At 66.1% G+C, this 13164-nt stretch carries 13 protein-coding genes; 5 read left to right on the forward strand and 8 right to left on the reverse strand.

The features are described 5' to 3' along the window. Window positions 1-3 precede the first annotated feature (3 nt). Window positions 4-360 carry a hypothetical protein gene (locus C8K18_RS21235; protein WP_258196168.1) on the forward strand — a complete coding sequence of 119 codons (357 nt, stop codon included), beginning with the start codon at window positions 4-6 and terminating at the stop codon, window positions 358-360. 94 nt (window positions 361-454) lie between these two features. Here C8K18_RS21235 and tssA read toward each other — a convergent pair whose 3' ends face one another. Continuing rightward, a complete protein-coding gene (tssA, locus tag C8K18_RS21240; RefSeq protein ID WP_107709681.1) occupies window positions 455-1537 on the reverse strand; it encodes a type VI secretion system protein TssA in 1083 nt (360 codons plus the stop codon). Between the two features lie 258 nt (window positions 1538-1795). Here tssA and C8K18_RS21245 point away from each other — a divergent pair, with 258 nt between their 5' ends. From C8K18_RS21245 to C8K18_RS21260, 4 genes are all read left to right on the forward strand, one after another. Next, window positions 1796-2344, forward strand: coding sequence for an RNA polymerase sigma factor (locus tag C8K18_RS21245; protein WP_107709604.1), 549 nt, complete (start codon window positions 1796-1798; stop codon window positions 2342-2344). Continuing rightward, entirely contained in the window at window positions 2341-3342 is a 1002-nt protein-coding gene (locus C8K18_RS21250; RefSeq protein ID WP_107709606.1) for an anti-sigma factor, read from the forward strand. Before C8K18_RS21245 ends, C8K18_RS21250 begins: the two co-directional genes overlap by 4 nt. A 108-nt stretch (window positions 3343-3450) precedes the next feature. Then, window positions 3451-4539, forward strand: a complete 1089-nt coding sequence (locus tag C8K18_RS21255; RefSeq protein ID WP_258196169.1) for a catalase family peroxidase — start codon at window positions 3451-3453, stop codon at window positions 4537-4539. Window positions 4540-4674: 135 nt separating this feature from the next. Beyond that, window positions 4675-5577 (forward strand): anti-sigma factor, encoded by a 903-nt coding sequence (locus C8K18_RS21260; RefSeq protein ID WP_107709608.1) that lies wholly within the window; start codon window positions 4675-4677, stop codon window positions 5575-5577. Here the strand turns inward: C8K18_RS21260 and C8K18_RS21265 are convergent. The 7 genes from C8K18_RS21265 to C8K18_RS21295 all read right to left on the reverse strand — a co-directional run bounded on the left by C8K18_RS21265 (window position 5555) and on the right by C8K18_RS21295 (window position 13113). Continuing rightward, window positions 5555-6475 carry a LysR family transcriptional regulator gene (locus tag C8K18_RS21265; RefSeq protein ID WP_107709610.1) on the reverse strand — a complete coding sequence of 307 codons (921 nt, stop codon included), beginning with the start codon at window positions 6473-6475 and terminating at the stop codon, window positions 5555-5557. The genes C8K18_RS21260 and C8K18_RS21265 overlap by 23 nt on opposite strands. A gap of 135 nt (window positions 6476-6610) precedes the next feature. Then, the gene (locus C8K18_RS21270; protein ID WP_107709612.1) at window positions 6611-8176 is read right to left on the reverse strand and encodes a UbiD family decarboxylase; all 1566 of its coding nucleotides are present in this window, start codon (window positions 8174-8176) and stop codon (window positions 6611-6613) included. Between the two features lie 35 nt (window positions 8177-8211). Then, window positions 8212-8937, reverse strand: a complete 726-nt coding sequence (locus C8K18_RS21275; protein ID WP_107709614.1) for an enoyl-CoA hydratase/isomerase family protein — start codon at window positions 8935-8937, stop codon at window positions 8212-8214. Beyond that, window positions 8927-11278, reverse strand: a complete 2352-nt coding sequence (locus C8K18_RS21280) for a xanthine dehydrogenase family protein molybdopterin-binding subunit (RefSeq protein WP_006049749.1) — start codon at window positions 11276-11278, stop codon at window positions 8927-8929. Before C8K18_RS21280 ends, C8K18_RS21275 begins: the two co-directional genes overlap by 11 nt. Further along, window positions 11275-11784 carry a (2Fe-2S)-binding protein gene (locus tag C8K18_RS21285; RefSeq protein ID WP_006049748.1) on the reverse strand — a complete coding sequence of 170 codons (510 nt, stop codon included), beginning with the start codon at window positions 11782-11784 and terminating at the stop codon, window positions 11275-11277. The genes C8K18_RS21280 and C8K18_RS21285 overlap by 4 nt, the downstream gene beginning before the upstream one ends. Window positions 11785-11812: 28 nt before the next feature. Then, window positions 11813-12271, reverse strand: coding sequence for a carbon monoxide dehydrogenase subunit G (locus C8K18_RS21290; protein WP_006049747.1), 459 nt, complete (start codon window positions 12269-12271; stop codon window positions 11813-11815). A gap of 38 nt (window positions 12272-12309) precedes the next feature. Beyond that, window positions 12310-13113 carry a xanthine dehydrogenase family protein subunit M gene (locus C8K18_RS21295; RefSeq protein ID WP_107709616.1) on the reverse strand — a complete coding sequence of 268 codons (804 nt, stop codon included), beginning with the start codon at window positions 13111-13113 and terminating at the stop codon, window positions 12310-12312. Window positions 13114-13164: the final 51 nt, after the last annotated feature.

The raw sequence follows: 13164 nt of genomic DNA on the forward strand, positions 1-13164 counted from the left end.
GCGGTGACGACACATGAGGAGCCGGGCATGCGCGAGCAGCAGGTCAACGACGCGTTGCGGGCGCTCGATGAAATGCATCGGCTTGGCCGCATCGAACGCGATGCATATCGGCAGCGGCGGCGACGCTTGCTTGATTCGCTCGTCGGCGAAGCGCCCTCCGATGGGCGCGATACGGTGCGTCGAAGCGTCCCTGCGGGTGCCGCACGGCGCCAGCCCGTGCCGATTCGGCGGCTCGATGCCGGCAGCGCGCAGATGCCTGTGAAGCGAGGCCGCTCGTCCGCGCTATGGATGCTGCTGATGCTGCTGCTGGTCGCGGTGGCCAGCGCGCTTGCCGCCGGGTGGTTGATGCTGACTCGTTGATGCTGGCGTCATGATCGCCGTTGAGGGCCGCGATGCGGTCTGCTGAACGCGCCTCCGCGGCCGCACCTCGCCGGCCGCACCTCGCCGGCCGCGCTTATTCGCTCTCGGAACCCGACAATGTCTGAAGCTCCGACAGCCCGCCTGGCGCGATGTCCCTGAGCACCTCGGCGAAACTCTTGCCGACGAGGCGCCGCGCGCGTTTGAGCAGAATCGGTAGCGGGCTCGAAGGTTCGACGCGCTCGTAGTAGTCGCAAATCTCGTCGAGCCGCCGGATCACATCGGCTTGGCCGGAGATTCTCGCGTTGGCCGGCTCATGCGTGGCGCCCTCGTGCGGCGACACAGGCGAAGACGAAGACAAGTCCAGAAGCGAGCCCGACAGCGAGGCCGGCGACGCGCCGACGCTCGCTTCCGGTCGTCCAGGAAACCGGCGCTGCACTTGCGTATCGACGAATTTTTTCAGCTCCGCGATATCGCCGCACAACAGCGCCAGGTCGGGGCTCGCCGTGCCGAGTTTTTCCCGCACCAACGCAACGATGGCTTGCGCATGTTCCTGTGCTTCTGCGAGCGTTGCGGCCGATTGCGGCAACTGATCCTCCGGGCAGTCCATGCAACATGCTTCGAGATCGACGAGCGTCGGAGCCGGCGCGCCGTCCTGCGACGGCGACGCGTTGATCGCGCCCGTCGCGACGCGCAGATCGCGCAGCGAAAAGCGGCCGAGACGCGGCGACTGCACAAACGGAGCAAGCCTGAACATGCCGAGCGCGCTTTGCGGATCGCCAAGCGGCATCAGCGCATTGGCGCGGGCGGTGGGGTCGTTGTTATCGTCTGCGTCCAGTTGCGGATGCACATGGTCCCAGTAGCGTTCGAGCAGCCCGCGCACGAGGCCGAGGCCCGCGGCCCATCCGGACAGACCTTCTCTACGGGTTCGAGCAGAACACAGGTGAACCGCGACGCGCAGATCTTTCGTGCGCGCGAGCAGTGCGCCGGCGGCGCTTGCGACTTTGTCCCAGTCGGGTTCCTGAGCCGCTTTCAGACTGTCGCCCATGGCGCGCTCGGGCGTCGGTGTCGCCAGCAGTTCGAGTTCGGTGAAGGCGGGATCGTATTCCAGGTTGAGCCCGGCCGGCGCCGCATCGTCGATAGGGGAAAGCAGGGCATTCGTCGTGGAGGAGTCGGTCATGTCGGACTGGAAGATGAGAGCATGTGCAAGCGCAAGCGAAAACGGCGGACGCGCTCGCGTGATTTCGTTCGGTGTTTCCGGTCCATGACAGAACAACTGACGGCGAGCGGTTATTCCACCTGAGGCGGCAAAGAGGCGTGGCTGCCCCGAAGCAAACGTTTGACGCACGCTGTACAATCCGCGAACTCCTTCACCCGCAGGAACGGTCAGTCAGCAGCCGGCGCGCCGGACGGTAACCCTGCTTCGAGCCAGTCAATCATGTCAACAGCAGATGTCGAGAATCTGCCCAGTCTTCTACCGGGCATGCTGCCGCGGCTCTGGGCATTCTCTCTGCGCCTGTGCGGGAACCAGCACGACGCCGAGGACCTGCTCCAGCGCGCGTGCGTGCGGGGGCTCGAACGTGCTCATCAATTGCAGCCCGGTACCTCGCCTCTGAGCTGGATGTTCTCCATCGTCCATTCCACCTGGCTCAACGAACTACGTGCGCGCAACGTGCGCAGCCGCTCGAGCATGGAGTGGGACGACAACTTTCTCGAAACCGTGCCCGACCCAGGGGCGCGCAATCCTGCCGACAGCGTGAGCGAGATCATCGCGGCGGTGGAGCGTCTTCCCGACGCGCAGCGCACCGTGATGCTGCTCGTGGCGGTCGAAGGGTTCAGCTATGCGGAGGCGGCCGAGGTGCTCGGCGTGCCGATCGGCACCATCATGAGCCGGCTCTCCCGCGCGCGCCAGACAATCGGCGCGCAATTCAGCGACCACGATACGTCTTCGGCACGATCGTCGAAAACCCAGCGAGCGGCGCAATGAAGATCGATGATGCCAGCCTGTTGGCTTATGTCGACGGTGAGTTGTCGGGCCCCGAGCGCGAACAGGTGGAAAAGGCGATCCGCGAATCGGAAGATCTCGCGTCCCGCGTGTCGATGCTGCGCGCCTCGCAACTGCCTTATCGGCATGCGTTCGAACAGCAGGCGTTGCCGCCCATGCCGGAATCCCTGGGCCGTAGCGTCGACGCGTTGATCCGTCAGCATGTGGAGCGCGAGAGCGCCGAGCGGAGCGCGAGCGCTGACGCGGCAGAAGTGGCCCAAGCGGCCGAAGCGGCAGAAGCGGCCGAAGCGGATAACTCGCGCGGCACCGAAGAACAGCATGGCGACAATGTGCGGCCGCTAAGGCCTCGGACGAAGTCGCGGCAATGGCTGTCGCTGCCGCAGTGGCCCACGTGGCCGAAGCTCGCCGTGGCGTTCGTCGCGGGCGCGTTCTGCTGCGGCCTCGCGCTGCGGCTCGTGCCGCAACTGGCCGGTGGCGGCGCGCTCACCACGGCCTCTGACGACTCGGGCATGACGCCGTGGATCAAGGCGGCGGCCGGTTATCAGAAGCTGTACACACGGGACACGGTCGCTCTGCTGCAACCCGACATGAGCACCACGGCGACGACCGTTGCAGACATCCAGCAGGTGGATGAGCTGCCCGTACGGATTCCCGATTTGCGCAGCCAGGGGCTGACTTTCAAGCGCGTCCAGCGGCTGCGCTTTCATGGCAAGCCACTGGTGCAGATCGTCTATTTGCCGGAGAAGGGCGACCCGGTCGCGCTGTGCGTGCTGAAAGAACCGAAGGCGGATGCAGCGCCGTCGAACGCGAAAGTCGAAGGCATGAAGGTGGTCGCGTGGCGGCGCGGCGAGGTGGGCTATGCGCTGATCGGCACGCCAGGTGCAGTCGATCTCAATGCGCTCGGCAGGCAGCTTTACGATGGCCGGGTATCCGCGACCGTCGGCGACAACCGCACCGGCACCGATGTCCAGCAGAGTTGAGCGCAACCTTAGCGGTTCGATGTGCATGACGAGTCGCGCCGCATTCGCTGGTCACGAGCCGCTCGCGTACGCCGCGTTGAAGCGCACGCGCCGCCGGCCGCATAACGCATGAGGTTCGGCCACTTGCGCGATCAGCCGGCGCGTCAGCGATCATCGCGTCGCACGTTGCGCACATTGCGCACGTTCGCCGTATGCGCGATACCCGCGGCGCTCGCCGCTGTGTTCCTTTCGTGCGTGGGCTGGCTTTCTCCACGGCTGAACGCACGGCGCATCGTCAATGCGTTCGAGGCGACGACCACGCCGCACCCCGGTTTCAGGCGCAATCATGCGAAAGGAATTTGCGTGACCGGCCACTTCGACAGCAACGGAGACGGCGCGCTGCTCTCACGTGCCAGCGTGTTTGCGAAGGGGCGTTATGCGGTTGTCGGACGCTTGTCGATACCCGGCGGCGATCCCGGCGAGGACGACGCCGCGGCCACGGTGCGCAGCCTCGCGCTGCGCATGGCGCTGCCGCGCGGCGAGGAGTGGCGTCTTGCGATGAACTCCACGCCTGTCTTCCCGGTGCGCACACCTCAGGCGTTGCTCGATCAGTTGCAAGCGGATGCGCGCGATCCGCGCACGGGCCGCCGCGATCCGGCGAAGATGCAGGCGTTCCTCGACAGTCATCCCGAGGCCCGCGCTTTCAGGCGTTTTATCGAGCAGCATCCGCCGTCGTCGGGCTACGACAATGCCACGTACTACGGCATCAGCGCGTTCCAGACTATCGACGCGCACGGTATCCGTCGCTTCGTTCGGTGGGAAGTGGTGCCGGACAAGCCTTATCGTCCCGTCGATGCCGGCGATCTGCGCGATCCGGATTTTCTGTTCTACGATCTGTCGAAAAGTCTGCGCAAGGGGCCGTTGCGCTGGCATCTGTTTATGAACGTCGCCATGCCCGGCGACACGACCGACGACTCCACCCGGCAATGGGTGAGTTCGCCGCGCCGGCCGAGAATCGACGCAGGCACGCTCGTGATAGATCGCGCGCAAACGCAGATCGACGGTGCGTGCCGCGATCTTGCTTTCGATCCAACGGTTTTGCCGGACGGCATTGCGCCTTCCGCCGATCCGCTGCTTGCCGCACGATCCGCCGCCTATGCCGTGTCCCTGCAGCGCCGCACGAGTGAAGAAGCGGCGGCGCGGGCCCGCGCACATTGACGCGCGCACTGCCTCGGGTGGGAACGCACCGCCAGTACGGTTATCATGGAAGCCTTCGGCAGCACGGGCGTTCGTGCCCGCCGTGACGCCACTCACTCATTCACACAGCCCTTTCTCTCCTTAGCCTATCGTCCAATGAAGCCCGACGACAGCCAACTGATCGCGTATGCCGACGGCGAACTCAGTGCTCGCGAAGCGGCATCGGTCGAGAGCGCGCTCGCGCAATCCGCCGATCTGAGAGAGAGCGTGGCGTTGCTGCGAGCGTCGCGGCTTCCTTATCGCGAAGCGTTCGCGGCGCAGAAATTGCCGCCGCTGCCTGACGAACTCCGGCGCCGGATCGAGTCGATGGCGCAGGCCGCGGGGCCGCAGGCATCGAGCACTCCCGCGCCGCAAGCACAGCGTTCGCAGCGCCGCCTGTGGCTTGCCGCCGCTTTCATTGCGGGCGCTTTTTGCGCGGGCCTCGTGCAGCATCTTGGCGGATGGCCCGGCGCGTCCGGCAATCGCGGAGTCTCCACGGCGGCCGTTCAGACGCGCTCGTGGATCAGCGTCGCGGTCGACTATCAGCGCATGTACACGCGCGAGACGGTCGCCAGTATCGTTCCCGATGGCGCCGCTGCCGCCCGCACTGTCGATGCGATTCGCAAGGTCGACGGCATCCGCTTGCGTATGCCCGATCTGCAGGCGGCGGGGCTATCGTTCAAGGCGGTGGAGCGGTTGCGCTATAACGGCAAGCCGCTCGTCCAGATGGTGTATCTCCCCGAGCGTGGCATGCCGGTGGCGCTGTGCGTGATGAAGGATTCGCGCCCTGACGAGTCCATCGCCCAGCGCGAGATGGACGGGATGAACGTCGTTTCGTGGCGGCAGAACGAACTGTCCTATGCGCTGATCGGCAAGCCCGATTCCGCCGACTCCGCCGACTTGCCGGCCATCGCCCGGCAGATATCGAACGGCAATGTCGACGATATGTTCTCCGGGCTCGACGCATCGTCGCAGCACGGGCGTGGCACGCGGCCATTCATCCAGGCACGAACGGGCTGAGTTGAGCCGCCGCGGCGAACATCCGCGTGAATTGATCCAGCGCGGGCAGCGTGTCGCGTCCGCTGCGCGTGATCCGGTAGAACGAAAATTCCACCTCTGGCCGGATCACGTCGATGCGCACCTGATAGTGCCGGCAGATGTGTTCGCAGAACGACGGCATGATCGCAACGCCCAGTCCTTCGTGAGCCATCGCGACCGCGGTCTGCAAATGACCGACGACCGTACGCCGGCCCGCCGTCACTTCTTCTTTCGACAACGACGCTTCGATCAGCCGCTGCAACGGGTTCTCCTTCGGCAGGGTAATGAGCGGCAACCCTTCGAGCGCGCGCCATTGCACTCCGTCGCGCGGCACCTTGCCGATGCCATGCGCTCCTTCCACGGGCGACGAGACCACGACGAGCCGCGTCGGAAAGATAGGCACGCGGTCTATCCCGGACAACTGCGAGAAGAAGATGCCGTACGCCGCATCGAGATCGCCGTCCTCGACCATCTTCAGAAGCTCGCCGGGAGGACGGTCGACGAGTTCGATCTGCGCTTGCGGACTCGTCTCGGCGAAACGCGCAAGCACTTGCGGCATCAGACTCGCGGCGATCATCGGCGTGCAGCCGAGCAGCAGCGACGCCTGCTTCTGCCGGCCGAGTTCGTTGAGTTCGACGACGGATTTTTCAAGCGTGTCGACGATCTTCATCGCCGTTGGATAGAACAGGTGACCCGCCTCCGTGAGCGCAACCGTGCGCGTGGTGCGTTCGAACAGCCGGCAATCGAGCTGGGTCTCGAGCTCGCGGATGATCGCGCTCAGCGCCGCCTGACTCAGATGCAAGCTCTGCGCGGTCTTCGTGAAGCTCGACGCGTTCGCCACGCCGAGAAAGACCTTCAGTTGTTTCAGGGACAGATTCATGCGGCGGTCCTGTGGGAAGGGCACGAGAGGGCTGCCGGGATTCTATCGCCGCGCTCGGGTATCCGCGACCGGGACAACACCCGATCGCCCCTTACATGTCCATGACGATGCGACGGCGCCGTTGCGCCGCACCTGTCATGCAAACGCGTATCGCCCCTCCTCGTCGCGGACGATGGCGCGGGTTGCCGCCGTGTCTTCGAGCCAGCGCACGATCTCGCGGCCATCGCGCGTTCCTGTCGCGGACATGAGTTCGGTGAAACGCTTCGGACCGTGCTCGAGTGCGGCTTGCAGCGAATCGAAACGCGCGCCCGTCAGAACCGGCGGCGTGGGAACGCGATGTTCGAGATCGCGCTGTTCGCCGGGGCGCAAGAGCGGCAGTGTCAGGTCGAAGCCGAGCTTGGCGGTGACCGTTGCGCCGGCGAGCGACGGGTCCAGCGGCATCGCGCGCATGCCGCCATGCATCACCATATCGCGGTCCGCCTGGAAGCGCGTGGCGAGCGCCCAGTCCATCTGCTCGTCCGAGAAGATATCGATGTCGGGGTCGACCACGAAAACATGCTTGACGTTGGCAAGCGACGCGAACACGGCCGCGATCGCGTTGCGCGCTTCACCAGGCACACGCTGTTGCATCGCGATCCGCACGTTGAACATGCCGCCCGTCGCGGGACTCGCGTACACCGCCCTGATCTCGCGCACGGCCGTTTCCAGCGCGCGCCATACGGTGACTTCGGTGCGCAGCGCGGCCAGTTGCGCGGTATCGGTGCGCGCCATCGTGCGGCCGCCGATCGTGCAGGTCTGGAACACGGCGTCTTTGCGATGCGTGATCGCAGTCAGATGAAACACCGGGTTGGTCTTGATGCCGCCGTAATAGCCGAGGAATTCGCCATACGGTCCTTCGGGCTCCGCGTGGCCGCGCTCGTCGAGATAGCCTTCGAGAATGAACTCCGCGTCGGCCGGCACCAGCAGATCGCTGGTCACGCATTTGACGACGCCCATCGGCGCGCCGCGCAACGCGGCAACGAGCTCGAGTTCGTCGGCGGGAATGCGCATCGTTGCACCGACGTGATCGATGGGGTGCGTGCCGACGGCGAAAGCGATCGGCAGCCGCTCGCCGCGCTTCGAATGTGCGAGCGAGATCGCGCGCAGATCGGACGGCGCCACGAGATCGATTCCGGCGGTGCGGCGCCCGCGCAGCATCAGCCGGCGAATGCCGACGTTGGTCCAGCCCGTGTCGGGGTCGACCGCGAAGTCGATCGACGCCGAGATATACGGCGCGCCGTCCAGATCGTGTTGCAGATGAACGGGCAGCGCCGTGAAATCGCAATCGTCGCCGGTCAGGACCACTTGCTGAACGGGTGCCTGTGCGCGGCTCACTTCGACGAGCTTGCCCTTCGTGCGCAAACGGTCGCGCACGACTTCGAGCAACTGGTCGGGTGTCGTGTCGAACGCTTTGGCAAGGCGCGAGCGGCTCGCCGCCACGCTGCCCGCGAGCGGCACGCTGCCGCCCGCCGGTTGCGCGAACCAGACGGCGCGCGGATTGCCTTCCATGATCGCGGCGATATCGGCCAGATCGACGGGCTCGCTGCGTCTATCGAGTTCGGTTTCGTCGAGCGAGTCGAGAAAGCGGCGCAGCCGGAAGCGCTCCAGGTCGGGCAGTTCCGCGCCTTGCGCGGTGGAAGCGATGGTGGTCTTCGGTCTCAATGTCGTGTCCTTGTGCGAGGGGCGGCGCGCGGCCCTCAGAAGCGGGCTGACAGCGCAGTGGCTGCAAGATGGGCGGCAAAGCCGCTCGAAGCCGCGGCGGGCATCTCCGGAGCGAGATGCAGGAACTGCTTGACGGCGCGCAGCGTGACGGCGCTGCAGCCGAGCAGCGTTTCGGTGAGCGCCCCGGCTTCGGCGTCGAGCGAGGCGGATGCAACGACGCGGCTCACGAGCCCCGCCGCCAGCGCTTCGTGCGCGGAGAGCCGCGCGCGGCTCAGCACCATGTGTGCAACTGTCTTGACTGGAACGCGTCCGATCAGCGCCGACATGACGAGCGTCGGCGGAATGTCGCGCTCCATCTCGGGGATCTGAAACACGGCGTCCTCGGCGGCAAGCGCGACATCGCAAACGCCCGCGAGCGCGCAGCCCACGCCGATCGCCTCGCCGCGCACGACCGACAGCACCGGCACACGCACCGCCTTCAGCGCATCGTAGAGCGCGAGCGGCGGCGCGGCGACGACGCGGCGCAGCGTTTCCGCCGACGGCTTCGCGCCTGCCGGCGGCATCGGCGACTGGCGTCCTTTGCAGAAGTCCTTGCCGCTCGTGACAATGCGCACGAGCTTGGTGTCGTCGTCGATCGTGGTCATGGCGGCGATGATCGCATCGCTCATCGCCTGGTCGATCAGGTTGCCGTTCTCAGGACGGTCGAGCACGACTTCGAGCAACGCGCCCTCACGGCGGATAGTCACGGATTCAGTCGACATGAGCGCCTCCTTGCGCGCGGTGTATGTATTCCCAGATCACCCTGGGCGTGGCCGGCATCGCGAGTTCGTCGCTGCCGTAGTCGCGCAGCGCGTCGGCCAGCGCGTTGAAGATGGTGGCCGTAGCCGGCGTGATGCCGCTTTCTCCACCGCCTTTCACTCGCAGCGGATTGCCCTGCGTCGGATCTTCCGTCAGCTCCACGTTGAGCGGCGGAATCACGCCGGCGCGCGGCACGCCGTAGTCCATGTAGGAGCCGGTCAGCACCTGGCCGGTTTGGCGATCCATGTAGAAGCCTTCCGAGAGCGCCTGGCCGATTCCCTGCGCGAGGCCGCCATGCACCTGGCCTTCGACGATCAGCGGATTGATCGGCTGCCCCACGTCGTCCACCGACGTGTAGTTCACCAGCTCGACCGCGCCGGTGTCGGGGTCCACTTCGAGTTCGCAGACGGCCGCGCCGGTCGGATGGGCGGGCACGCGCGTGCTGACTTCCGCGTGGGCGTGCAGCTTTTTCGCCGATGGGTCGCCTGGCAGGCCGTCTTTCGCCACATGCTGCGCGATCCCGGCAAGGCTCACTCGACGGCCGCTCGCGGGCGCGGTGAATTGCGCGTCGGCGAATTCGACGCTCGCTGCGTCCACATCGAGCAAGACCGCGGCGACGCGCTTGCCGGCCGCAATGATCTGTTGCGCGGTATCCACGAGCAGCATGCCGCCGAGCCGCATCGTGCGGTCCGAGTGACTGCCGCCGCCGACGCTCACGAACGCGGTATCGCCCGTGCGCAGCTTGACGGCTTCCATCGGCACGCCGAGATGATGCGCGACCACCTGCGCGAACGTGGTTTCGTGTCCCTGGCCGGTCGACTGCGTGCCCGACACGATATCGATGCCGCCGTCGGCGCGCACCGTCAGTTCGATGCGCTCACGCGGCGCGCCCACCGGCGATTCGATGTAGTTCGCAAGGCCGATGCCGCGCAGCCGTCCCTGCGCGCGCGACTGCTCGCGGCGCTCCGCGAAGCTGTCCCATTGCGCGAGCGTCAGCGCGCGCGCCATGTTGCGCGCAAAATCGCCGCTGTCGTATGTGAGACCCATCGGGCTGCGATACGGAAGCCTGTCTCGCGGCACCAGATTGCGCCGGCGAATCTCCGCGCGATCAATACCTAAGCCGGCGGCCGCAAGATCGAGCATACGTTCGATCACATGCGTCGCTTCGGGGCGGCCCGCGCCGCGATACGGCGCCGTGGGCACGGTGTTGGTCAGGACCGCGCTCACATGCACGGCGGCCACCGGTACGTCGTAGACGGTCGTCATGATGCGCGTGCCGTTCGACATCGGCACATACGAGACCGTGTGGGCGCCGACGTTGCCGATCCACTCGTTGTCGATGGCGAGCATGCGGCCGTCTTTCGAGAAACCGATCGTCGAGCGGATGATCGCGTCGCGCCCCTGGTAGTCCGACAGAAACGCTTCGCTGCGATCGCTCGTCCATTTGACCGGGCGTCCGATGCGGCGCGCGGCCCATACGACGGCAAGCTGTTCGACATAGATGAACGAGCGCGGCCCGAAGCCGCCACCGGTATCCGGGCAAATCACGCGCACGTTCGCCGGCGGCACTTTCAGCGCCGCGGCGAGGCAAAGCTGCTGGCGCACCGCGCCCTGACTGCCGGAGATCAGCGTGTAGACGCCGGTTGCCGCGTCGTACGCGCCGATTGCGCTGCGCGGCTCCATCTGGCAATTGACGAGCCGGCTGTGATGAAACTCGCGGCGCACGACATGATCCGCTTTGGCGATGATCGCGCGCGCGGCGTCACGATCGCCGATCTGGGTCTGAAAGCACAGGTTGCCCGGCGCGCCATCCCAGAGTTGCGGCGCACCGTCCTGCATCGCGTCGTTGCCGTTGATCACGGCGTCGAGCACGTCGTAGTCCACGTCGATCAGTTCGGTCGCGTTGCGCGCCTGCAGCGGCGTCTGCGCGATCACCATCGCGATCGCTTCGCCCACATGGCGCACCCGGTCGACCGGCAGCGGGAGATGGGGCTGATTGAAGATCGAGCCGGTCAGCGACGTGAGGAAAGCCTTCTTCGTCGCGTCGATGGCATCGACGGGATTCGGCACATGGTCCACCCCCTTGAAGCCGTCGTCGAGATAATCCTGGCCCGCCAGTACCGCGATCACGCCGGGCGCTTCGCGGGCGGCGGCGATGTCGATCGAACGCAGCACGGCGTGCGCATGGGGCGAGCGCAGAAACGCCGCATGCAACTGTGCGTCGACGTGAATATCGTCTGTGTACTGGCCGTTGCCGGTGACGAAGCGCTGGTCTTCGACGCGAGGTATCGGTTTGCCGATCATGACGAGTGAGCCTCCGTCCTGGCGAACGGCGCATCCGGATACATTTCGCGAGCCGCGTGGCGAACGGCCTCGATGATGTTCACATAGCCCGTGCAGCGGCAGATGTTGCCCTCCAGCGCATGAGCGATGCTCGCCTGGTCGAGCGCCGGCTCTTGGCGCAGATAGAAGGCGCTTGCCATGATCATGCCCGGCGTGCAGAACCCGCATTGCAGACCGTGGCACTGAACGAAAGCAGCCTGCACCGGGTGCAGTTTGCCGCCGCACGTTGCGTTGAGACCTTCGACCGTGACGACCTGGCCGCCGCTCGCCTGCGCGGCCAGCACGGTGCACGACTTGACGGCCTGACCGTCGAGAAGCACGGTGCACGCGCCGCACTGGCTCGTATCGCAACCCACGTGCGTGCCCGTGAGGCGCAATTGCTCGCGCAGGAATTCGACCAGCAGCGTGTTGTCGGGCACGTCGCGCGCGACGTCCGCGCCGTTCACCTGCAATTGGACATCAACCATGATTCACCTGTGTTTCCGGTTCTTGCGCTCATTGCGCGGCCTGGCTCGCTGCGCTCAGCGTCGCGTTGAAGCGTTTGAAGAATTCGGCGGCGAGCTTGTTCGCCACGGACGTGACAAGCCGCGAGCCGATCTGCGCGAGCTTGCCGCCGACCTGCGCGTCGGCCACGTAGGTGAGCAGCGTGCCGTCTTCGGCATCGGCGAGCGTCACGGTTGCGGTCATCTTGCCGAAGCCCGCGATACCGCCTTCGCCCTGGCCTACGATCCGGTAGCCGCTCGGCGCATCGCGATCCGACAGTTCGAGCGTGCCCTTGAAGCGCGCCTTGACGGGCCCGACCGACGCCACCACCACCGCCTTGTAGCGGTCTTCGCTTTCGGCCTCGAACGATTCGCAACCAGGTATGCATTCCTGCAGCACGGCTGCGTCGTTGAGTCCTTGCCAGACCTGTTCGCGCGATGCCGCGATGGTTTGCGATCCAGTAAATTCCATTCTTGTCTCCTCGATGAGCGTCCGCTGTGACGACGCAGTTACGACGCAAGCAGCGCCTGCAGTGCGCGGCGGGTATAGGTTTCGATCAGATGAGCGCGATACGGCGCGGACGCGTTGTCGTCGTCGGGGAGCGTATTGCGGTCGATGCAAAGCGACGCGAGCGCCGCGTGCGAAAGGTCCTGCTGCAAGGCGTTTTCCGCATCGAACCAGCGGAACACCGACGCGCCCGCGCCCGTCACCGCGACGCGGATCGTATCGTCGTACTGGGCGATGAAGACGCCGGCCACCGCGTAGCCGGACGCGGGATGCCGGTACTTGGCGTAGGCCGCGCGCAGCGGAATCGCAAATTCGATTGCGGTCACGAGTTCGTCCGGGCGCAGCGCGGTCTCGAAGGTATCCACGAAGAATTCGTCGGCGGGAATGCGCCGTTGCGACGACGTGACGACGTGCGCATTCAGACCGAGCACGGCGGCGGGGTAGTCGGCGGCGGGATCGTTGTTGGCGACCGAGCCGCCCAGCGTGCCGCGGTTGCGCACCTGCGGATCGGCGATCACGCCAGCCAGGCTGGCAAGCGCCGGAATCGCGCCGCGCACGACGCTCGACGCCGCAACCTCGGCGTGTTTGCTCAGCGCGCCAATGCGTAAAACGCTGCCGTGCACTTCGATGCCACGCAGCGCGTCGATGCGCGTGAGATCGATCAGATGCGAGGGCGCGGCGAGGCGCTGCTTGAGGGTGGGAATCAGCGTCATGCCGCCCGACAGCGGCCGCGCTTCTTCATGCTCGCGCAGCCAGCCGACGGCTTCGTCAAGCGATGCGGCGCGCAGATAGGTGGTCTCGTACATGGTGTCTCCTGCATCGCGCCGGTTGTGTTGGCGCGCGTGCCTGACTGCTTA

The sequence above is a fragment of the Paraburkholderia sp. GV068 genome (assembly GCF_003058125.1).
Lineage (GTDB): Bacteria > Pseudomonadota > Gammaproteobacteria > Burkholderiales > Burkholderiaceae > Paraburkholderia > Paraburkholderia graminis.

Coding starts and splice junctions, on each gene's coding strand:
- tssA (WP_107709681.1), bottom strand. CDS start 1,537: ATGACCGACTCCTCCACGACGAATGCCCTGCTTTCCCCTATCGACGAT.
- C8K18_RS21245 (WP_107709604.1), top strand. CDS start 1,796: ATGTCAACAGCAGATGTCGAGAATCTGCCCAGTCTTCTACCGGGCATG.
- C8K18_RS21250 (WP_107709606.1), top strand. CDS start 2,341: ATGAAGATCGATGATGCCAGCCTGTTGGCTTATGTCGACGGTGAGTTG.
- C8K18_RS21255 (WP_258196169.1), top strand. CDS start 3,451: ATGAGGTTCGGCCACTTGCGCGATCAGCCGGCGCGTCAGCGATCATCG.
- C8K18_RS21260 (WP_107709608.1), top strand. CDS start 4,675: ATGAAGCCCGACGACAGCCAACTGATCGCGTATGCCGACGGCGAACTC.
- C8K18_RS21265 (WP_107709610.1), bottom strand. CDS start 6,475: ATGAATCTGTCCCTGAAACAACTGAAGGTCTTTCTCGGCGTGGCGAAC.
- C8K18_RS21275 (WP_107709614.1), bottom strand. CDS start 8,937: ATGTCGACTGAATCCGTGACTATCCGCCGTGAGGGCGCGTTGCTCGAA.
- C8K18_RS21280 (WP_006049749.1), bottom strand. CDS start 11,278: ATGATCGGCAAACCGATACCTCGCGTCGAAGACCAGCGCTTCGTCACC.
- C8K18_RS21285 (WP_006049748.1), bottom strand. CDS start 11,784: ATGGTTGATGTCCAATTGCAGGTGAACGGCGCGGACGTCGCGCGCGAC.
- C8K18_RS21290 (WP_006049747.1), bottom strand. CDS start 12,271: ATGGAATTTACTGGATCGCAAACCATCGCGGCATCGCGCGAACAGGTC.
- C8K18_RS21295 (WP_107709616.1), bottom strand. CDS start 13,113: ATGTACGAGACCACCTATCTGCGCGCCGCATCGCTTGACGAAGCCGTC.